This window comes from Streptomyces caniferus (assembly GCF_009811555.1).
Lineage (GTDB): Bacteria > Actinomycetota > Actinomycetes > Streptomycetales > Streptomycetaceae > Streptomyces > Streptomyces caniferus.
Map to the genome: position 1 here is coordinate 2,297,540 of NZ_BLIN01000005.1, position 20,404 is coordinate 2,317,943.

The following is a 20,404-nucleotide window of genomic DNA, read 5'->3' on the forward strand; positions in this document are numbered from 1 at the left end:
AGCCTGCCGCCCGGCCCCGGGCGGCAGGGACGGAAAGGGCCGGAACCTGTCTTGCGCCTGGCACGTCCCATCCGTGACACAAGGAGGCAATGTCATGCGAGGATCCCACCTCTCCCGCACCCGTACCCTCACCGCCGTGCTCGCGCTGGCGACGACCGGCGCCGTCGCCCTGTCCGGCTGTGGCCAGAAGGAGCAGAAGGTGGCCCCCGCGGCGCCGCCGAAGAAGCAGGACGCGTTCGAGCGGCGCGCGGATCAGATCGTGCGGGACTGGCCGAAGGTCTCCCCGGTCCACGGCCGGCAGCAGGCGCTGCTGCCGCTGGTGACGGCGGAGCGCCCCGGGAAGAAGGCGGCGCGGGAGATCACCGTCACCGTCGGGCACAGCGCCTGCGATGTCCGTTTCGGTGCGCGCAGCCATGAGTCGAAGGACCTGGTGGTGATCACCGGCTGGGGCAAGCGGAAGAGCGCCAAGGGGATGTGCACCGAGCAACTGGCCACCGACAAGGTGACGGTGCACCTCAAGAGCGCACTGGACGGCCGCAAGGTCGTGGACGCGGCGACCGGCAAGCAGCTCCTGAAGGGCTGACGGCGGGGACGGCGTGCGCGCGCGTGTGCTCCGCGGTTCGCGTGTGCGCGCGCTCGAACCCCCTAGGCTCGCGGCATGAGCCCTTCCATCGCCCGCAACACCCGCGTCGAGCTGCCCGAGCTGCTGGAGTTCGTCCGCCCCCGTCACCGCGCGATCCTGCTCACCCGCCGCAGCGACGGCACCCCGCAGGGCTCGCCGCTGACCTGTGGGGTGGACGACTCCGGGCGGCTGGTCATGTCGACGTATCCGGAGCGCGCCAAGGTCCGCAACGCCCGCCGGGTCTCCTCGGTCAGCGTCATCGTGCTGTCCGACGAATGGAACGGGCCGTGGGTGCAGATCGACGGCGAGGCCGAGGTCATCGACGCGCCGGATGCGATCGAACCGCTCGTCGAGTACTACCGCAACATCGCCGGCGAGCACCCGGACTGGGATGAGTACCGGGAGGCGATGCGCAAGCAGGGCAAGTCGCTGATCCGGGTGACGCCGCTGCGCTGGGGGCCGGTCGCGACCGGCGGTTTCCCGGCCCGGCTCACGGAGGACGGCGACGAGTAGCCCGCCCTGCCGCGGCCCGGCGCACCGGCCGGGGGAGACGTCAACGGGTGCCGCGGGTACCGCCGTTGACGTTCAGCACCTGGCCGGTGAGGTGCCGGGCCGCCGGTGAGGCCAGGAAGGCCACGGTCCCCGCGATGTCGTCCGGGGACCCGGGGCGGCCCGTCGCGGAGGCGGCCACCAGGTGGTCGCGGCGCTCGTCGGTGAGCCGGTCGTGGAAGAAGTCGGTCCCGGCGACATAGCCGGGCGAGACGACGTTGGCGGTGATGTCGCGGGGGCCGAGCGTCCGGGACAGCCCGATGTTCCAGGAGGCGAGGCCGGCCTTGGCCGCTCCGTAGGCGCCGCCGGAGCCCTGGTCGGCGGCGATCGATCCGAGGTGGACCACCGCGCCGCCGGCCGCCAGCCGGTCGTCCACCGCCTTGGTGGTCAGCACGGCGCTGAGCAGGTTCGCGTCGAGGTTGGCGCGGAAGTGGCGGGCGTAGGCCGCCAGGCCGGTGGCCCCGTCCGTGCCGAGGTCGGTGTTGCCGCCGGCGTTGTTGACCAGGACGTCGATCCGCTCGGGGAGTGCGGTCAGCAGGGCGGTGAGCGCGTCGGGGTCGGTGTGGTCGCACACCAGTGGGCGGACGGTCCGGCGGCCGGCCGCGGTCTCGTCGAGGGGTCCGGGGCGCCGGCCGGTGACGATGACGTCGTCGCCGTCGTCGGCGAAGTGGTGGGCGACGGCGCGTCCGATGCCGGTTCCGCCGCCGGTGACCAGGATGGTGCGTGACATATGCTGAGCTCCGTCCAATACGTTCAGGTCTAAATTTAGAGCTGAACATAACATCACCCGGAGGGCCCGTGGCAAGAGAATCCGAGGCGGACGACGGCAACGGCCGTCCGGCCGCCCCCGCCTACCCCGTAGCGGAGATCGCTGCCGCCTGGGAGCGCGAACGCCCCGGCACCCCGGTCTCCTCCATCGGCATCGTGACGCCGATCTGGCAGCTGGCGAAGCTGCTGGGCGACGACCGGCGCCGGGTGCTGGCCCACGCGGGGATGGACCCGGCCACCCTCGACCTGCTCAGCGTGCTGCGCCGCAGCGGCGCGCCGTACACCCTGACGACCCGTGAGCTCGGCCGCCGCTCCCTGATCACCGCGGGGGCGGTCTCCCAGCGGGTGACCCGCGCGGAGCGCGAGGGGCTGGTCACCCGACGGCCCGGCGAGGGGCGGCCGCGCACGGTCCTGGTCGAGCTGACCCCGGCCGGCCATGAGCGGATCGAGGCGACCGTCGACCGAGTGCTCTGCCGTGAGGCCGAGTTGATCGACGGACTCACCCCCGAGCAGCAGGAGCAGCTCGCCGGTCTGCTGCGGATCCTGCTCCAGGACACCCAGCGCAAGCTCGGCGACGACCGGATCGGCCAGGTCGGCGAGGACTGAGCCCCCGGCCGGTCAGGCGCGGGGCGGTGCGAAGGCGAGCGAGGGGAACAACGCCTCGTCGGGCAGCCCGAGCTGCGCCCGGAAGGCCGTCCGGCCCGCCGCGGTGACGGTGAGGATGCGGGTGGCGACGGCCTTGACGACCCAGCCGTGCTCCAGGGCGTGCCGGTAGAGGGCGGCGCCGACCGCGCCGGAGAGGTGCCGGCGGCGCACCGTCCAGTCGAGGCAGGTGCGGACATGGGCCCGGTGGGCGGCCGAGGGGCCGGTGTCGGGGATGCCGAGGGCGGTCAGCCAGGTGGCGCCCGCCACGGTCAGCACCGGGCCGTAGTCCCGCCCCAGCAGGCCGCGTTCGGCCATCGCCTCGACGATGGCGACGCCGAGCGCACCGGCGATGTGGTCGTAGCACGTCCGGGCGTGGTGCAGGGCCCGGCGGTGGTTGGCCTCGGCCAGGGAGCGGATCGGGACCTGGCGGTAGGGGGCGAGGCCGGCGAGGTTCTCCAGGGTCTCCGCGGCCTCCGGTCCGGCCAGGCGTACGTAACGGCGTCGCCCCTGGCGCTCCTCGGCGAGCAGGCCTCCGGAGACCAGGAGGTTGAGGTGCTCGGTGGTGGTGGAAGGTGCCACGGCGGCGTACTCGGCCAGTTCACCGGCGGTCCAGCTGCCGCCGTCGAGCAGGGCCATGCAGATGGCGGCACGGGTGCGGTCCGCGAGCAGTGCCGCCAAGGCGGCGAGATCGGGGGTCTCCGCGACGCTTTCCTGATCGGCGTCCCATCGTTTCATGTACACAGAGTAACCTCTGATCACATTTCGGTGAGCGCCGAATCATCCGGCTTCTATCCTCGAAACCATGAAGGTCGCGCTGGAGAAGAGCAGTTCGGTCGCCCCGGCGCTGCTGTCCACGGAGAACGACGACGGGACATTTGTGCTGGTCGAGCTGCGCATCCGGTGGGAGCTCGGACCGGTCGCCAGCGTCTGGCTGCCGGCCCGCGGCCGGACCGCGCAGAATCTCGCGGTGCGCCCGGACGTGGTGTTCAATCTGCTGCCCGACACGACGGGGGGCGAGGAGGGGCCGAGCGCCGGGCCCTGCTCCACGGACGCGCCGTGGACGGAGCCGTCCGAGCTGGTGCGGCCGCCTCGACTGGCGCACTGTCCGGTGCAGTTGGAGGCGCGCCGGGTCGGGGAGCGGACGGTCACCGACGGGGCGTGGACGCAGATCGAGGCGCAGGTGCTGCGGGTGCATGCCGATCCGCGGTGGGTGCTGCCGCTGGGCGGCGGGCGGATCGATCTGGAGACGTGGCATCCGCCGGTGCACGATTTCCGGCCGTCGGGCACTCCCCCGCCGCAGGCCGTGCCGGCGCCCGCGCGGGAACTGGCACAACAGCTGGGGCGGCGCTTCCCCGCCCCGAGCGGCAGTCCCTAGGGGGCGCCCAGGGCGCCCACGGCGCGGGGCCCGGTCCACCGGACCGGGCCCCGTCACACAGGCCCGCGGCGCCTGCCCTCCCGGTCGGGGGAGGGGGACAGGCGCCGCGGTTTGTTCCGCACGACGTTGTACGGGACATCGGGGGACGGATCACACGGTCAGTGCGCGATCCGTCGGCTTGATGGGAGCCGGCAGGGCGCTGGCTCCGGTCAGGAAGCGGTCCACGCCCTTGGCCGCGGAGCGGCCCTCGGCGATGGCCCACACGATCAGCGACTGGCCGCGCCCGGCGTCACCGGCGACGTACACGCCGGGGACGTTGGTGGCGAAGTCCCCGTCACGGGCGACGTTGCCGCGCTCGTCGAGCTCCAGGCCGAACTGCTCGACCAGGCCGTTCTCCCGGTCGGTGCCGGTGAAGCCCATGGCGAGGGTGACCAGCTGGGCCGGGATCTTCCGCTCGGTGCCCGGCTTCGGCTCCGGCCTGCCGTCCTTGAACTCCACCTCGGTCAGGTGCAGGTACTGGACGTTGCCGTCCTCGTCGCCCTCGAAGTGGGTGGTGGAGACGGAGTAGATCCGCTCGCCGCCCTCCTCGTGCGCGGAGGTGACCTTGTAGAGCATCGGGAAGGTCGGCCAGGGCTGGTTGGCGTTCCGCTCGTCGCCCGGCTTGCCCATGATCTCCAGCTGGGTGACGGAGGCCGCGCCCTGGCGGTGGGCGGTGCCGACGCAGTCCGCGCCGGTGTCGCCGCCGCCGATGACGACCACGTGCTTGCCCTCGGCGCTGATCGGGGCGACCGTCAGGTCCCCCTCCTGCACCTTGTTGGCCAGCGGGAGGTACTCCATCGCGAAGTGGATGCCGTTCAGCTCACGGCCGGGCACCGGCAGGTCGCGGGAGGTGGTGGCACCGGCGGCGATGACGACGGCGTCGTAGCGCTTGCGCAGCTTCTTCGCGTCGAGGTCGCGGCCGATCTCCACCTCCGTACGGAACTTGGTGCCCTCCGCGCGCATCTGCTCGATGCGGCGGTTGATGTGGCGCTTCTCCATCTTGAACTCGGGGATGCCGTAGCGGAGAAGACCGCCGATCCGGTCCGCGCGCTCGTAGACGGCGACGGTGTGGCCCGCCCGGGTCAGCTGCTGGGCGGCGGCCAGGCCGGCCGGGCCGGAGCCAATGACGGCCACGGTCTTGCCGGAGAGGCGCTCGGGCGGCTGCGGGGTGACGTCGCCGTTGTCCCACGCCTTGTCGATGATGGAGACCTCGACGTTCTTGATGGTCACCGGCGGCTGGTTGATGCCCAGCACACAGGCGGACTCACAGGGCGCGGGGCACAGGCGGCCGGTGAACTCCGGGAAGTTGTTGGTCGCGTGCAGCCGCTCGCTGGCCTCGGTCCAGTCCTCGCGGTAGGCGTAGTCGTTCCACTCGGGGATGAGGTTTCCGAGCGGGCAGCCGTTGTGGCAGAACGGGATGCCGCAGTCCATGCAGCGCGACGCCTGCTTGCTGATGATCGGCAGCAGGGAGCCGGGCTGGTAGACCTCGTTCCAGTCCTTGACCCGCTCGTCGACGGGGCGGGTCTTGGCGATCTCCCGCTCATGGTTCAGGAAGCCCTTGGGGTCAGCCATTGGTCGCCGCCTCCATCATCTTCTCGTGGGTCTCGGACTCGGAGAGTCCGGCCTGCTCAGCGGCGTCCTTGGCGACGAGCACTGCCTGGTAGGTGGGCGGGATGACCTTGCTGAAGCGCGCGGCCGTGGCATCCCAGTCGGCGAGGAGCTTGTCGGCGACGGTGGAGCCGGTCTCCTCCTGGTGGCGGCGCACGACGTCGTGCAGCCACTGCTTGTCGGCGTCGTCCAGCGCGTGGACGGCGTCGACGAGCTCCTTGTTGACGTTGGCCTTGTCGAGGTCGATGACGTAGGCGAAGCCGCCGGACATACCGGCCGCGAAGTTGCGGCCCGTCTCGCCCAGGACGACCGCGTTGCCGCCGGTCATGTACTCGCAGCCGTGGTCGCCGACGCCTTCGGAGACCACCGTGGCGCCGGAGTTGCGGACGCAGAAGCGTTCGCCGACCCGGCCGCGCAGGTACAGCTCGCCGCCGGTGGCGCCGTAGGCGAGGGTGTTGCCCGCGATGGTGGAGTACTCGGCGAGGTGGTCGGCGCCGCGGTCCGGACGGACCACGACCCGGCCGCCGGACAGGCCCTTGCCGACGTAGTCGTTGGCGTCGCCCTCCAGGCGCAGCGTGACACCGCGCGGCAGGAACGCACCGAAGGACTGGCCGGCCGAGCCGGTGAAGGTGATGTCGATCGTGTCGTCGGGCAGGCCCGCGCCACCGAACTTCTTGGTGACCTCGTGGCCGAGCATGGTGCCGACGGTCCGGTTGATGTTGCGGATCGCGATCTGCGCCCGGACCGGCTGGGCGGCCTCGGCGGTGTCCGCGGCCAGGGCGTCGGCGGCGAGCTTGATCAGCTCGTTGTCGAGCGCCTTCTCCAGGCCGTGGTCCTGCTCGATGACCTGGTGGCGCACGGCGCCCTCGGCCAGCTCGGGGACGTGCAGCAGCGGGGCCAGGTCCAGGCCCTGCGCCTTCCAGTGGTCCACCGCGCGGGAGGTGTTCAGCAGCTCGGCGTGGCCGATGGCCTCGTCGAGGGTGCGGAAGCCCAGCTCGGCGAGGATCTCACGGACCTCTTCGGCGATGAACTGGAAGAAGTTGACGATGTACTCGGCCTTGCCGCTGAACCGCTCGCGCAGCGTCGGGTTCTGGGTGGCGATGCCGACCGGGCAGGTGTCCAGGTGGCACACGCGCATCATGACGCAGCCGGAGACGACCAGCGGGGCGGTCGCGAAGCCGAACTCCTCGGCGCCCAGCAGGGCGGCGATGACGACATCGCGGCCGGTCTTGAGCTGACCGTCGGTCTGCACCACGATCCGGTCGCGCAGGCCGTTGAGCAGCAGCGTCTGCTGGGTCTCGGCCAGGCCCAGCTCCCAGGGGCCGCCCGCGTGCTTGAGCGAGGTGAGCGGCGAGGCGCCCGTACCGCCGTCGTGGCCGGAGATCAGGACCACGTCCGCGTGCGCCTTGGAGACACCCGCGGCGACCGTGCCGACGCCGACCTCGGAGACCAGCTTCACGTGGATGCGGGCCTGCGGGTTGGCGTTCTTGAGGTCGTGGATCAGCTGAGCCAGGTCCTCGATGGAGTAGATGTCGTGGTGCGGCGGCGGGGAGATCAGACCGACGCCCGGGGTGGAGTGCCGGGTCTTGGCGACCCACGGGTAGACCTTGTGGCCGGGCAGCTGGCCGCCCTCGCCGGGCTTGGCGCCCTGGGCCATCTTGATCTGGATGTCGTCGGAGTTGACCAGGTACTCGGACGTCACACCGAAGCGGCCGGAGGCGACCTGCTTGATGGACGAGCGGCGCGCCGGGTCGTAGAGCCGCTCGGGGTCCTCGCCGCCCTCACCGGTGTTGGACTTGCCGCCCAGCTGGTTCATGGCGATGGCCAGCGTCTCGTGCGCCTCCTGGGAGATGGAGCCGTACGACATGGCGCCGGTGGAGAAGCGCTTGACGATCTCGGACGCTGGCTCGACCTCCTCGATCGGGATCGAGGGACGCTCGGAGGCGAAGGAGAACAGGCCGCGCAGCGTCATCAGCCGCTCGGACTGCTCGTTCACCCGCTCGGTGTACTGCTTGAAGATGTCGTAGCGGCGCGAGCGGGTGGAGTGCTGGAGCCGGAAGACGGTGTCCGGGTCGAAGAGGTGCGGCTCGCCCTCGCGGCGCCACTGGTACTCGCCGCCGATGTCCAGCGCGCGGTGGGTGGCGGCGATGCCGGAGGCCGGGTAGGCCTTGGCGTGCCGCGCCGCGACCTCCTTGGCGATGACGTCCAGGCCCGCGCCGCCGATCTTGGTGGCGGTGCCGTGGAAGTACTTCTCGACGAACGCCTCGTCCAGGCCGACGGCCTCGAAGACCTGCGCGCCCCGGTAGGAGGCGACGGTGGAGATGCCCATCTTGGACATGACCTTCAGGACGCCCTTGCCGAGCGCCTTGATCAGGTTCTTGATGGCGGTCTCGGCCTCGACACCGGGCAGGAAGGTGCCGGCGCGGACCAGGTCCTCGACCGACTCCATGGCCAGGTACGGGTTGACGGCCGCGGCACCGAAGCCGATGAGCAGCGCGACGTGGTGCACCTCGCGGACATCGCCGGCCTCGACGAGCAGACCGACCTGGGTGCGCTCCTTGGTGCCGATGAGGTGGTGGTGGACCGCGGCGGTGAGCAGCAGCGACGGGATCGGCGCGTGCTCGGCGTCGGAGTGCCGGTCGGAGAGCACGATCAGCCGGGCACCGTCGTCGATGGCGGCGTCGGCCTCGGCGCAGATCTCCTCGATCCGGGCGGCCAGCGACTCGCCGCCGCCGGAGACCCGGTAGAGGCCGGAGAGGGTCACGGCCTTCATGCCGGGCATGTCGCCGTCGGCGTTGATGTGGACGAGCTTGGCCAGCTCGTCGTTGTCGATGACCGGGAAGGGCAGGGTCACGCTGCGGCAGGAGGCCGCGTTCGGCTCCAGGAGGTTGCCCTGGGGGCCGAGCGAGGAGATCAGCGAGGTGACCAGTTCCTCGCGGATGGCGTCCAGCGGCGGGTTGGTGACCTGCGCGAAGAGCTGCGTGAAGTAGTCGAAGAGCAGCCGGGGCCGCTCGGAGAGCGCGGCGATCGGCGAGTCGGTGCCCATCGAGCCGATGGGCTCGGCGCCGGCCTTGGCCATCGGGGCGAGGATGACGCGCAGCTCTTCCTCGGTGTAGCCGAAGGTCTGCTGGCGGCGGGTGACCGAGGCGTGGGTGTGCACGATGTGCTCACGCTCGGGCAGGTCCGCGAGCTCGATCAGGCCGGAGTCCAGCCACTCCTGGTAGGGCTGCTCGGCGGCGAGCTGCGCCTTGATCTCGTCGTCCTCGATGATGCGGCCCTCGGCGGTGTCCACGAGGAACATCCGGCCGGGCTGCAGGCGGCCCTTGCGGACGACCTTCGCGGGGTCGATGTCCAGGACGCCGACCTCGGAGGAGAGCACGACCAGGCCGTCGTCGGTGACCCAGTAGCGGCCGGGGCGCAGACCGTTGCGGTCGAGGACCGCGCCGACCTGGGTGCCGTCGGTGAAGGTGACGCAGGCCGGGCCGTCCCAGGGCTCCATCATCGTGGAGTGGTACTGGTAGAAGGCGCGCCGGGCCGGGTCCATGGAGGGGGAGTTCTCCCACGCCTCGGGGACCATCATCAGCACCGAGTGCGGCAGCGAGCGGCCGCCGAGGTGGAGCAGCTCCAGGACCTCGTCGAAGGAGGCCGAGTCGGAGGCGTCCGGGGTGCAGACCGGGAACAGCCGGTCGAGGTTGGCTGCGGTGTCGGCGCCGAAGAGCTCGGTGGCGAGCTGCGACTCACGGGCGCGCATCCAGTTGCGGTTGCCCTTGACCGTGTTGATCTCGCCGTTGTGCGCGACGAAGCGGTACGGGTGCGCGAGCGGCCAGCTCGGGAAGGTGTTGGTGGAGAACCGCGAGTGGACCAGCGCGACGGCGGTGGCGAAGCGGCGGTCGGACAGGTCCGGGAAGAAGGGCTCCAGCTGGCCGGTGGTCAGCATGCCCTTGTAGACGATCGTCCGGGCGGACAGCGAGGGGAAGTAGACCCCGGCCTCCCGCTCGGCGCGCTTGCGCAGCGCGAAGGCCTTGCGGTCGAGCGCCAGGCCGGTGTTCACACCGTCGCGCACGAAGATCTGGGAGAAGGCCGGCATGGTGGCGCGGGCGCCGTTGCCCAGCAGCTGCGGGGCGACCGGGACCACCCGCCAGCCGATGACGTCCAGGCCCTCTTCGCCGGCGATCGTCTCGATGCGCGAGACGGCGTCGGCCGCTTCCTGGGCATCGGACGGCAGGAAGGCGATGCCGACGGCGTAGGCGCCGGCGTCGGGGAGCTCGAAGGTGACGTTCTCGCGGAGGAACGCGTCCGGCACCTGGAGCAGGATGCCGGCGCCGTCGCCCGAGTCGGGCTCGGAGCCGGTGGCACCGCGGTGCTCCAGATTCGTCAGGACGGTGAGTGCCTGCTCGACCAGTGCGTGGCTGGCCTCGCCGGTGAGGGTGGCCACAAAGCCGACGCCACAGGCGTCGTGCTCGTTGCGCGGGTCGTACATGCCCTGCTGGGCAGGGCGGCCGTCCATGGGCGACCAGGCGGCGGCGCTGGCGCTGCTGGTGGTCGCGGAGTGCGTGGACGCGAAACGCATCGGCTCTCCCAACGTCGTCGTGGCATAGGCATTGCCGAGGGACGACGTTGGCCCTCCGCGAAATTTCGTGCAGGTTACAGGATGGCTCCCTTCTCAAAAAGCGAAAAGGGGCTTCCAACATGCGGACACCGCAAGTGCGGTGAGTCAGTACGCGGACGGAATCGGAGCCGTCCCACCAGGCGGCGTTCGTCGAGCGACATTGCCCGCGACGCCTGGGCCTTATGCCCGGTCGTCAACAAACCGAAACCGCTGGGTAACGCGGTAATTATGCAGTCACCCGTATGACACGTCACCCTACGACGGTTCCGAAGAGTGCTCCCAGGGCGTACGTCACACCCGCGGCCGCGCCGCCGAGGGCCAGTTGGCGCAGCCCGCTGAACCACCAGGAACGTGCCGTCACTCGCGCCACAACCGCCCCGCAGGCAAACAGTCCGACCAGCGCGAGCAGCACCGCAGGCCAGATCGCGGACGCCCCCAACAGGTAAGGAAGGACAGGCAGAAGCGCGCCCAGCGCAAACGATCCGAAGGAGGACACCGCGGCAACGGTGGGCGAAGGAAGGTCGGAGGGGTCTATGCCCAACTCCTCGCGGGCGTGGATCTCCAGGGCCTGCTCCGGGTCCCGGGACAGCTGTTCCGCGACCTGCCGGGCGAGCGCCGGCTCGACCCCGCGCGACTCGTAGAGGGCCGCGAGCTCCTCCAGCTCGTCCTTGGGGTGCTTGCGCAGCTCGGAGCGCTCGATTTCCAGCTCGGCCTGCACCAGCTCGCGCTGCGAGGCGACCGAGGTGTACTCCCCCGCGGCCATCGAGAAGGCGCCGGCGGCCAGGCCCGCCAGGCCGGTGATGATGATCGTCTGCTGCGACAGCGCACCGCCGGCGACACCCGTCATCAGGGCGAGGTTCGAGACCAGCCCGTCCATCGCGCCGAAGACGGCGGGGCGCAGCCAGCCGCCGTTCACATCGCGGTGGGTGTGGTTGTCGCGGTGGGCGGCGTGCGTCGGCGCCGCGGCATCCATGATCTCCATGACGGACATATCGGTACCTACTCCCTGCAGCGAGGTGTGGGCCGATGGCGGCGCTTCCCCCTTCAACACCTCGAAGTTAGGCGCGCATCGCCCTCCGCCGCTAGCAAGGAAGGCCGAACTTACCGCGCTGACCTGCGGTTTTTCCCCGGGGTCGGCGATGAGATCCGGGTCACACCCCCTTTTCGGGCCGTCCGGCTCTCCCGTCCCGGGTGCCGTCCGAGGGAGTCGACCGGGTGACCCTGCCCCCCGGGACAGGAGAGCCGGGCCGCCGCGTGGCACGGATACAGCGCAGCGGTCCCAGCCGGCCGGCGCCCCGCGGTCCCGGGCGGCGCTCCGGCCCGTACGACAGAACGGCACGCACCATGAGCGCAGCGCCCTCCCCGCCCGCGGATCCGGGCGTGCCCGCCGCCGCGGACGGCGGGATGCGCGACCGGGCCCGCGGCGCGATGCTCGGGCTGGCCGTCGGCGATGCGCTCGGCGCCCCGGCGGAGAACATGAAGCCCTCGCAGATCCGGGCCCGCTGGGGCCGGATCGAGGGGTACGTCGAGGACGACCCGGCCGGCACCGACGACACCGAGTACGCCATCTTCTCGGGGCTGCTGCTCGCCGGGCACGGTGCGGCGCTGACCGTCGCCCATGTCGAGGCGGCCTGGCACCAGTGGATCGCCGACCGCGACGAGGGGCCGTTCCGCGGCGCGGGCTTCAGCGAGCGCGGCACCCTGGAGAACCTCCGCCGGGGCCTGGCCGCCCCGATCTCCGCCCAGCACCGGCACGCCTGGAGCGACGGGCTGGCGATGCGCGCCGCGCCGTTCGGGGTGTTCGCCGCCGGGCGCCCCGCCGAGGCCGCCCGGCTGGTCGCCATCGACGGCACCGTCAGCCACGACGGCGAGGGGATCTACGGCGGCCGGGCGGTGGCCGCCGGGGTCGCCACCGCCATGGTCGCCCTCCCCCAGGGACCGTCGACGGTCCCCCGGTCTCCCCTCGGTTCAGGGGGGACACCCCACACCGACGCAGTGATCGCCGCCGCGCTGTCCGTCGTACCGGAGGACTCCTGGACCGCCCGCTCCCTGCGCCGGGCGGTCGGCGCCGCCCAGCGCTCGCGGTACGACCCGGGCATCACCCAGCTCGGCACCGAGCGCGCGGTGCGCTCGGCGGTCGTGGTGGGCGGCTACCCCTGGACGGACCTGGCGCCGGAGGCCGTCGGCCTGGCCTTCGGCGCCTTCGCGGCGGCCCGTGGCGACTTCGCCGGCTCGGTGCTGACCGCGGTCAACATGGGGCGCGACGCCGACACCACGGCGGCCGTGGCCGGCGCGCTGGCCGGTGCGCTCTGCGGCGCCGCCGCGATCCCCGAGGCCTGGGCCGGTGCCATCGGCCCGGCGCGCGGCAGCTGTCTGCCGTCGATGGCGGGCTACCACGTCCTGGACATCGCGGACCTGCTGACGCCGCGGGCGGCCGCCGGGGCTCCTGCCGCGGCGGGGCCCGGGGCCGGGCAGGGCCGCGGGGCCGGCTCCGGCGTCGGGGCGGGGACCGGATGAGCGGCACACGTGCCGCGCCGGACGCCGCCCCCGCCCCGGCCGTCCCGCGGGACACCGCCGGGGCCCGCAGCCGTATCGAAGGGCTGCTGCTCGGGCTGGCCGCGGGCGACGCCGCCGGGTGGCCCGCGGCCCGGCACCGGGCGGCGCGGATGCCGGAGTGGACCCGGCGGCTCACCCGTGAGCTGGACACCTTCGCCGAGCAGAACGCGACCACGACCCTGCCGGTGCCGATCGCGCTGAACCAGCCGCCCGAACCGCTGCGGCTGGGCCCCTCCGACGACGCCGAGTGGGCCGCCTTCACCGCCGAATCGGTGCTCACCGCGGCCGGTGCGCTCCTCAGCGATCTGGGCCGGGACCGCCGGATGCGGGCCGCGATCGATCTCGCCTGGAACGCCCTGGCCGGTGAGGTCGCCGCGGCCGCCGACCGGGCCCCCGAGGTGGAGTCCGCGGTGCTGCCGCTGCGCGCCCGGATCTCGGTACGGGCCGGGCTCGGCAACCTCGCCGCCGGGCTGCGGCCGCCCGCCACCGGCCACGACAACCCGCACTTCTTCGACGACGCGGCGTGTGTGCGTGCCGCCGTACTGGCCGTGGTGCATCCGGGCGAGCCGTCCGCGGCCGCCGACCTGGCCGAGTACGACGCGCGCTACACCCAGGACGGCGACGGGGTGCACGGCGCCCGTGCGATGGCCGCCGCGGTCGCGGCCGCGCTGGGCGGTGCGGCGGCCGGCGGCTGTGTGGAGGCGGCCCTGGAGCAGCTCCCCGAGGGCACCGAGATCCGCCGCAACGCCCTGCACGCGGTCCGTCTCGCCCGGGCCTTCGCCACGGACGGCAGGGGCCGTTCCGGGCCCCCGGGCACGGCCTTCGCCCTGGTGCCCGTACTGGAGCACGAGATCGTCGACCACGTCTACAGCTACGGCATCGCCGCGGCCGAGACCGTCCCCGTGGCGCTGGCGCTCGCGCTGGCCACGGACGGGCTGGTCGCCGAGGCGGTACCGGCCGCCGCCTGCCTCTCCCGGGTCGCCGACTCCGCGCCGGCCCTGGCCGGGGCGCTGACCGGAGTGCTCGGCGGCGCCCACGCCCTGCCCCGCACCTGGCGCGACGCCTGCCGGGTGCTGTCCGGCTGTGCGCTGCCGCGGCTGGCCGGCACGGACCTCGTCGAGCTGGCCGGGCTGCTCGCCGGTACGGAGCTGACCGCCCCCGAAGCCGCGGGGACGGCTGTTCCCCCGGCCGTCCCCCCGGCCCTCACGGAAGCCCTCCCGGAAGCCGTCCCGGGTGCCCTGCCGGTCTCCCTCTCCCCCACCGTGGAAGGACTCACCCGCACATGACCCACGCAAGCGAGCAGACACCGGCCGCGGCGCCGGACGCCCCGGACGCCCCGGACGCCCCGAACGCCTCCGGCGCACAGGCCGACGGGGCCGCCCGGGTCCGGCCGGCCATCACCGTCGCCCCGGTCGCCACGCCGGCGCCCCCGGGTCCGGTGCCGCCCGTCGTCCCCGCCCCGCCGTCCCTGGAGGACCGGGCGGTCGGCGCGCTGGTCGGTGCCGCCGTCGGCGACGCGCTCGGCGGGCCCGTCGAGGGCTGGTCGCCGGAGGAGATCGTCAAGCGGCACGGCGGCCGGGTCGGGGGCATCGTCGGACCGTTCCACGACGACTGGCGCACCGCCCGCCCGATCGCGCCGTACCACAAGGGCGACGGGCACGTCACCGACGACACCTTGATGACGCATGCGCTGGTGCGGGTCTACGAAACGGTGCGCGACCACCTCGACGCCTACGACATCGCCGACCACCTCGTACCGGATCTGATCGGCACCCCGCGCTGGATCCCGGAGCTGGAGACCGAGGCGCTGCCGCTGCAGCGGATCTTCCTCGCCGAGAAGTGGATCGTGGCGCGGCTGCACTACGGGCACGCCGACCCGCGCGAGGCAGGCGTCGGAAACATCGTCAACTGCGGTGCGGCGATGTACATGGCACCGGTCGGCATCGTCAACGCCGGCAACCCGGACCGGGCGTACGCCGAGGCGCTGGACATCTCCGCCGCCCATCAGTCCTCCTACGGGCGGGAGGCGGCGGGGGTGTTCGCCGCGGCCGTGGCCGCCGCGTTCATGCCGGACGCCACCCCGTCCTCCGTCGTCGTCCAGGCGCTGCGGCTGGCCAAGGACGGCACCCGCGCCGCGATCGAGGCGGTCTGCGAGGCCGCGGCGACGCTCACCGACCCCGAGTCGGCGCTGATGCCGCTGCGTGCGGCGATCGCCCCCTTCGACACGGTGGGTCCGGACTACCGCAACCCGTCGCTCGGTGCCCGGCGCCCCTCCCGGCTGCACGCCGTCGAGGAACTCCCCATCGCCCTGGGCATGGTGCTGATCGGTGGCGGCGACTTCCGGGCCACGGTCCTCGGCGCGGTCAACTACGGCCGCGACTGCGACTCGATCGCCACGATGAGCGGCGCGCTCGTCGGCGCGCTGCGGGGGGCGGCGGCGGTGCCGGCCGAGTGGAGCGAGGAGGTCGCCCGCGCCAGCCGGCTCGATCTGCAGGCGCCCGGGGCGGCGCTGGCGACCGTCGCCCGCGAGGTCTTCACCCGTGACCGGGCCCGCGCCCGCACCCACGAACAGGCCTTCACCGCGATCTCGGCCATCCCGGCGATGACGGAGGCGGGCGGGCGGTGACGACCACGGCGGCCGTCGTCCGGCCCGGTGCCGCCGCACCGCTCCGGGTGACCTGGGTGCAGCCCGAGGACCTGGTCGGTCATGAGCTGCGGCAGGCGGCGGAGGACGGCCGGGACGCCGCCGGGATCGCGCGGCGGTGGCGGGCCGCGGGCGGGGCGACGGCACCCGGCCGGGCGGGCGCCTCCCCCGGCCCCGCGGACCCGGCCCTGCGCACCCTCGCCGGGACACTGCTCGACGAACTCGCGCTGCTGCCCTGCCCGTCGGAGCGCGACGAGCCCACCGGACTGACGGACATCCAGGCGACCTGGGCGCCGGTGCGCCGCGGTCCCCGGCCGGACGACCGCGCCCTGACCGCCCGGCTGGAGGCCGCCTGGCTCGGACGGGCGGCCGGCTGTCTGCTCGGCAAGCCGGTCGAGAAGCTGCCGCTGCGCGGTATCCGTGCGCTGGCCCGCTCGACCGGGAACTGGCCGCCGTCCGCGTACTTCGGCGAGACCGGCCTCGATCCGGCACTGGCCGCGCGGTACCCGTGGAACCGCCGCAGCCGCGCCACCTCGCTCGCCGGGAACATCGACGGCATGCCGGAGGACGACGACCTCAACTACCCGCTGCTCGCGCTGCTGCTCCTCGAACGCCATGGACACGGCTTCACCACCGCCGACGTGGCGCGGCTGTGGCTGGACACCCTCCCGGCCGGCCGTACCTTCACCGCCGAGCGCCTCGCGTACCGCAACCTCCTGGACGGCATCGAGCCGCCGCACACCGCGCGCCACCGCAACCCGTTCCGGGAGTGGATCGGCGCGCAGATCCGCGCCGACGTCTTCGGCTGGACCCACCCCGGCGACCCGGTGGCCGCCGCCGCGCAGGCCTGGCGGGACGCCACCCTCAGCCATACCGCGAACGGGGTGTACGGCGCGATGTTCACGGCCGCCGCGCTCGCCGCGGCGGCCGGCGGCACCGCCGATGTGCACGGCGCGCTGGAGGCCGGGCTGGCCGTGGTCCCGGCGCGCTCCCGGCTCGCGCGGGCCGTCCGCACCGGTATCGCCGCCGCGCACGACGAGCCCACCGGTACGCCGGACGGCTTCGCCGCCGTCGTCGACCGGCTGCACACCGCGTACGGGCACCACCACTGGGTGCACGTCGTGCCGAACGCGGCGCTGCTCGCCGCCGCGCTCACCCATGCCGACGGTGACTTCAGCGGCTCCATCTGCCGTGCGGTGTCCGGCGGTTGGGACACCGACTCCAACGGCGCCACGGCTGGTTCGCTGGCCGGGCTGCTCGCCGGATCGCCCCGGGCGCTGCCCGCCCGCTGGACGGCACCGCTGCGCAACCGGCTCGCCACCAGCATCGGCGGGCTGGACGGCATCGGCTTCGACGCCCTCGCGGCCCGTACCGCGGCACTGGCCGTGCCGGACCCCTCACCCGACCGACCGGAGGCATCCGCACCATGACCGATCCGTCCCTGTCCGGGCGGCCCGAGCCCGGCGCCGGCGGCCGCACCGCCCCCGAGCCCCCCTCCCCCGGTCCGCTCGCCGGGCTGCGGGTGCTCGATCTCGCCACCCTGTTCGCCGGTCCGCTCGCCGCCACCCTGCTGGGGGACTACGGCGCCGAGGTGATCAAGGTCGAGCATCCGCACCGGCCCGACCCCTCGCGCGGCCACGGCCCCGCCAAGAACGGCGTCGGCCTGTGGTGGAAGCTGCTGGGCCGCAACAAGAAGACCGTCACGCTCGACCTCTCCCACCCGGACGGCCGGGACGTCCTGCTGCGGCTGGCCGCCGGCGCGGATGTCGTCGTCGAGAACTTCCGGCCGGGGACCCTGGAGCGGTGGGGGCTGGGCTGGGAGGAGCTGTCGGCCCGCAATCCGGGGCTGGTGCTGGCCCGGGTCACCGGCTTCGGGCAGTTCGGCCCGTACGCCCGCCGGCCCGGGTTCGGGACCTTGGCCGAGGCGATGAGCGGTTTCGCCGCGATCACCGGCGAGCCGGACGGGCCGCCGACCCTGCCGCCGTTCGGCCTCGCCGACGCGATCGCCGCGCTGACCACGTCGTACGCCGTGATGGCCGCGCTGCACCGGCGGACGGCCACCGGGCGCGGCCAGGTCATCGACCTGGCGCTGATCGAACCGATGCTGACCGTCCTCGGCCCGCAGCCGCTCTGGTACGACCAGCTCGGTCACGTCCAGCCGCGGACCGGGAACCGCTCCGCCAATGTCGCGCCGCGCAACACCTACCGCACCGCCGACGGCTCCTGGGTGGCGGTATCCACGTCGGCCGAGTCGGTCGCCGGGCGGGTGATGCGGCTGGTCGGCCGGCCCGAGGTGATCGACGAGCCCTGGTTCGCGACCGGCGCGGGGCGGGCCCGTCATGCCGAGGAGCTCGATGGGGCGGTCGCCGGCTGGATCGCCCGGCACGACCGCGCCGAGGTGCTGGCCGCCTTCGAGAAGGCCGAGGCGGCGGTGGCGCCCATCTACGACATCCGCGAGGTGATGGCGGATCCGCAGTATCAGGCGCTGGACTCGATCACCGAGGTCCCGGACGAGGAGCTGGGCACCGTCCGGATGCAGAACGTCCTCTTCCGGCTCTCCGAGACGCCCGGCGGCATCCGGTGGGCGGGGCGCCCGCACGGTGCGGACACGGACGAGGTGCTCGCCGGCATCGGGCTGACCGGTCCCGAGATCGACGCGCTGCGCGTGGCGGGTGTGCTGTGAGGCCGGCTCCCCCGACGCCTCGGCCTGCGGCCGCCTCCACCCCGCTGACCTGGCTGTACGTTCCCGGGGACCGCCCCGAGGTGGTCGCCAAGGCGCTCGGCTGCGGAGCCGATGTGGTCGTGGTCGACCTGGAGGACGCGGTCGCCCCGGACCGCAAGGAACACGCGCTGCGCGCGACGGCCGAGCTGCTGGCCGACCCGCGCCCCGGCCGCTCCCCGGTCCATGTGCGCGTCAATGCGCTCGACGGCCCGCTCGCCGAGACCGAGATCCGCACGCTCGCCGCGCTGCCGGGCCTGGCCGGTCTGCGGCTGCCCAAGGTGCAGAGCCCGGCGGATGTCCAGCGCGCCGCCGACTGGGCGACGACGGCGGCCGGGCCCGTCGCACGGCACCTCCGGCACGACGCGGAAGGGGCCGTGCGCCCGGCGGGGCACGCCCTCGCGGGCCGCCTCGCCCCTCCCCCCACGGCCACCGGAGCCGGCACCGCCACCCTGGCCCCCGCGGCCGCCGCCCCCACGGCTCTCCCCGCCGCCCCGGCGCTGTACGCCCTGCTCGAATCCGCGCTGGGCATCGAGCACGCCTTCGCCATCGCCACCGCGCACCCGGCCCTGCGCGGGATCGCCCTCGGTGAGGCCGATCTGTGCGGGGAACTGGGGGTGCGGGACGACGCGGGGCTGGCCTGGCCGCGCAGCCGGACCGTGGTCGCCGCCCGCGCGGCCGGGCTGGCCCCGCCGCCGCAGTCGGTCTACCCCGACGTCCACGACCTGGAGGGGCTGGCCCGGTCCTGCGCGGAGGGCCGGGCGCTGGGGTTCCTGGGCCGGGCGGCGGTCCATCCCCGTCAGCTCCCGGTCATCGAGGCCGCGTACCTCCCCTCGGCGGAGGAGATCGCGGCGGCACGGGAGACGGTGCGGGCGGCCACGGCGGAGGGCGGCGGGGCGCTGGCGCTGCCGGACGGCCGGTTCGTGGACGCGGCGGTGGTCGCGGGGGCCCGGCGGGTACTGGAGCTGGCCGAACGCCGGCGCTGACCCCCACTCGCGCCGCCGGGTCCGGACAGCACCGCGCCGGGCGGACCCGACGTTTCGGGTCCGCCCGGCGCGGTGGGCAGCCGGTGGCCGCCTCAGGACTTCTTGGTGCTGCCGCTTCCGGCGGGCTTGGCGGCGTCCGCCGCGGGGGCGTCCGCCCCGTCCTCGCCCTTCTCACCGTCGGACGTGTCCTTCGCGGACTCCGCCTCCTTGCCGGACTCGGCCGCCTCGGCGGTGCCGTCGGCGCCCGCCTCCGCGGCGTCGTCCTGCGACGCTGCCTTCGACGACGGCTTCTCGACCGACACCTTGGCGTCATCGGCGGCGCCGGCGTCAGAGGACTCGGTGGTCCCGCCGGCACCCTCGGCGCCGTCGGTCCCCTCGCCGTCCTCGTCCCCGGCGGGCTGGGCCCCCGGCTCGACGACGGCTTCCCGGCCGGGTGCCTTCTTGGCGGAGATCACGAAGTAGCCGACGGCCAGGACGAAGACGATCAGCGCGGTCCAGACGTTGAGCCGCAGGCCGAGGATGTGGTGCGCCTCGTCGACCCGCATGTACTCGATCCAGGCACGGCCGGCGCAGTAGGCGGCGACGTACAGCGCGAAGGCCCGCCCGTGGCCGAGCCGGAAGCGCTTGTCGGCCCAGATCACCAGCGCCGCGACGCCGAGGCACCACAGGCACTCGTAGAGGAAGGTCGGGTGGTAGGTGCCGCCGATGCGTCCGATGGCCGGGTCGGAGCTGATCTTCAGCGCCCACGGGACGTCGGTCGGCTTGCCGTACAGCTCCTGGTTGAACCAGTTGCCCCAGCGGCCGATCGCCTGCCCGATGGCCAGGCCCGGCGCCAGCGCGTCGGCGTAGGCCGGGAGCGGGATGCCGCGCCTGCGGCAGCCGATCCAGGCACCCACGGCGCCGAGCGCGACCGCGCCCCAGATGCCGAGGCCGCCCTCCCACACCTTGAAGGCGTCGAGCGGGTGGCCGTTCGGGCCGAAGTACGGCTCGTACGTCGTGATGACGTGGTAGAGGCGTCCGCCGACCAGCCCGAAGGGCACGGCCCATACGGCGATGTCGGCTACGGTGCCGGAGCGGCCACCGCGCGCTACCCAGCGCTTGTTGCCGAGCCAGACGCCGACGAAGACGCCGATGATGATGCAGAATGCGTAGCCGCGCAGCGGGATCGGGCCGAGATGTACGACGCCGACCGACGGGCTGGGAATGAATGCGAGGTCCATGGCAGGGTCGACGCTACCGCGCCGGGCGGGGTCGGCGACAACCCGCCCGGCAACGGCTGCGTAA

General features: G+C 73.6%; 16 protein-coding genes. 10 read left to right on the forward strand and 6 right to left on the reverse strand.

Features of this window, described 5'->3' with window-relative positions:
* Nucleotides 1-94: 94 nt before the first annotated feature.
* Together Scani_RS26680 and Scani_RS26685 are read left to right on the forward strand one after the other, a co-directional pair.
* Complete coding sequence (locus Scani_RS26680) at nt 95-583, forward strand: hypothetical protein (protein ID WP_159480365.1); 489 nt, start codon at nt 95-97, stop codon at nt 581-583.
* Nucleotides 584-658: 75 nt separating this feature from the next.
* A complete protein-coding gene (locus Scani_RS26685) occupies nt 659-1,135 on the forward strand; it encodes a PPOX class F420-dependent oxidoreductase (RefSeq protein WP_159480366.1) in 477 nt (158 codons plus the stop codon).
* A gap of 40 nt (nt 1,136-1,175) precedes the next feature.
* On the opposite strand, the gene Scani_RS26690 is transcribed toward Scani_RS26685, so the two are convergent.
* Complete coding sequence (locus tag Scani_RS26690; RefSeq protein ID WP_159480367.1) at nt 1,176-1,901, reverse strand: SDR family NAD(P)-dependent oxidoreductase; 726 nt, start codon at nt 1,899-1,901, stop codon at nt 1,176-1,178.
* A 68-nt stretch (nt 1,902-1,969) separates the two neighbouring features.
* Here Scani_RS26690 and Scani_RS26695 point away from each other — a divergent pair, with 68 nt between their 5' ends.
* Entirely contained in the window at nt 1,970-2,545 is a 576-nt protein-coding gene (locus Scani_RS26695; RefSeq protein WP_159480368.1) for a MarR family winged helix-turn-helix transcriptional regulator, read from the forward strand.
* 12 nt (nt 2,546-2,557) lie between these two features.
* On the opposite strand, the gene Scani_RS26700 is transcribed toward Scani_RS26695, so the two are convergent.
* On the reverse strand, nt 2,558-3,319 hold the full coding sequence (locus Scani_RS26700; RefSeq protein WP_159480369.1) for an ArsR/SmtB family transcription factor: 762 nt from the start codon (nt 3,317-3,319) through the stop codon (nt 2,558-2,560).
* A gap of 67 nt (nt 3,320-3,386) precedes the next feature.
* Here Scani_RS26700 and Scani_RS26705 point away from each other — a divergent pair, with 67 nt between their 5' ends.
* The gene (locus Scani_RS26705; RefSeq protein WP_159480370.1) at nt 3,387-3,959 is read left to right on the forward strand and encodes a flavin reductase family protein; all 573 of its coding nucleotides are present in this window, start codon (nt 3,387-3,389) and stop codon (nt 3,957-3,959) included.
* Between the two features lie 150 nt (nt 3,960-4,109).
* Here the strand turns inward: Scani_RS26705 and Scani_RS26710 are convergent, their stop codons facing one another.
* The 3 genes from Scani_RS26710 to Scani_RS26720 form a co-directional block, all read right to left on the reverse strand.
* On the reverse strand, nt 4,110-5,570 hold the full coding sequence (locus Scani_RS26710) for a glutamate synthase subunit beta (RefSeq protein ID WP_159480371.1): 1,461 nt from the start codon (nt 5,568-5,570) through the stop codon (nt 4,110-4,112).
* The gene (gene gltB / locus Scani_RS26715; protein ID WP_159480372.1) at nt 5,563-10,176 is read right to left on the reverse strand and encodes a glutamate synthase large subunit; all 4,614 of its coding nucleotides are present in this window, start codon (nt 10,174-10,176) and stop codon (nt 5,563-5,565) included. The genes Scani_RS26710 and gltB overlap by 8 nt, the downstream gene beginning before the upstream one ends.
* A gap of 289 nt (nt 10,177-10,465) precedes the next feature.
* Nucleotides 10,466-11,197 (reverse strand): VIT1/CCC1 transporter family protein, encoded by a 732-nt coding sequence (locus Scani_RS26720; protein WP_159482387.1) that lies wholly within the window; start codon nt 11,195-11,197, stop codon nt 10,466-10,468.
* A 422-nt stretch (nt 11,198-11,619) separates the two neighbouring features.
* Here Scani_RS26720 and Scani_RS26725 point away from each other — a divergent pair, with 422 nt between their 5' ends.
* From Scani_RS26725 to Scani_RS26750, 6 genes are read left to right on the forward strand one after another with little or no spacing between them, the layout of a single operon-like run.
* Entirely contained in the window at nt 11,620-12,732 is a 1,113-nt protein-coding gene (locus Scani_RS26725; RefSeq protein ID WP_159482388.1) for an ADP-ribosylglycohydrolase family protein, read from the forward strand.
* A complete protein-coding gene (locus Scani_RS26730; RefSeq protein WP_159480373.1) occupies nt 12,729-14,057 on the forward strand; it encodes an ADP-ribosylglycohydrolase family protein in 1,329 nt (442 codons plus the stop codon). The genes Scani_RS26725 and Scani_RS26730 overlap by 4 nt, the downstream gene beginning before the upstream one ends.
* On the forward strand, nt 14,054-15,397 hold the full coding sequence (locus tag Scani_RS26735; protein ID WP_246296173.1) for an ADP-ribosylglycohydrolase family protein: 1,344 nt from the start codon (nt 14,054-14,056) through the stop codon (nt 15,395-15,397). Before Scani_RS26730 ends, Scani_RS26735 begins: the two co-directional genes overlap by 4 nt.
* On the forward strand, nt 15,394-16,845 hold the full coding sequence (locus Scani_RS26740; protein WP_159480374.1) for an ADP-ribosylglycohydrolase family protein: 1,452 nt from the start codon (nt 15,394-15,396) through the stop codon (nt 16,843-16,845). Before Scani_RS26735 ends, Scani_RS26740 begins: the two co-directional genes overlap by 4 nt.
* Entirely contained in the window at nt 16,842-18,098 is a 1,257-nt protein-coding gene (locus Scani_RS26745) for a CaiB/BaiF CoA transferase family protein (RefSeq protein WP_159480375.1), read from the forward strand. The genes Scani_RS26740 and Scani_RS26745 overlap by 4 nt, the downstream gene beginning before the upstream one ends.
* A complete protein-coding gene (locus tag Scani_RS26750; protein ID WP_159480376.1) occupies nt 18,095-19,120 on the forward strand; it encodes an HpcH/HpaI aldolase/citrate lyase family protein in 1,026 nt (341 codons plus the stop codon). The genes Scani_RS26745 and Scani_RS26750 overlap by 4 nt, the downstream gene beginning before the upstream one ends.
* Nucleotides 19,121-19,212: 92 nt before the next feature.
* Here Scani_RS26750 and lgt read toward each other — a convergent pair whose 3' ends face one another.
* On the reverse strand, nt 19,213-20,340 hold the full coding sequence (gene lgt / locus Scani_RS26755) for a prolipoprotein diacylglyceryl transferase (protein WP_159480377.1): 1,128 nt from the start codon (nt 20,338-20,340) through the stop codon (nt 19,213-19,215).
* Between the last annotated feature and the right edge of the window lie 64 nt (nt 20,341-20,404).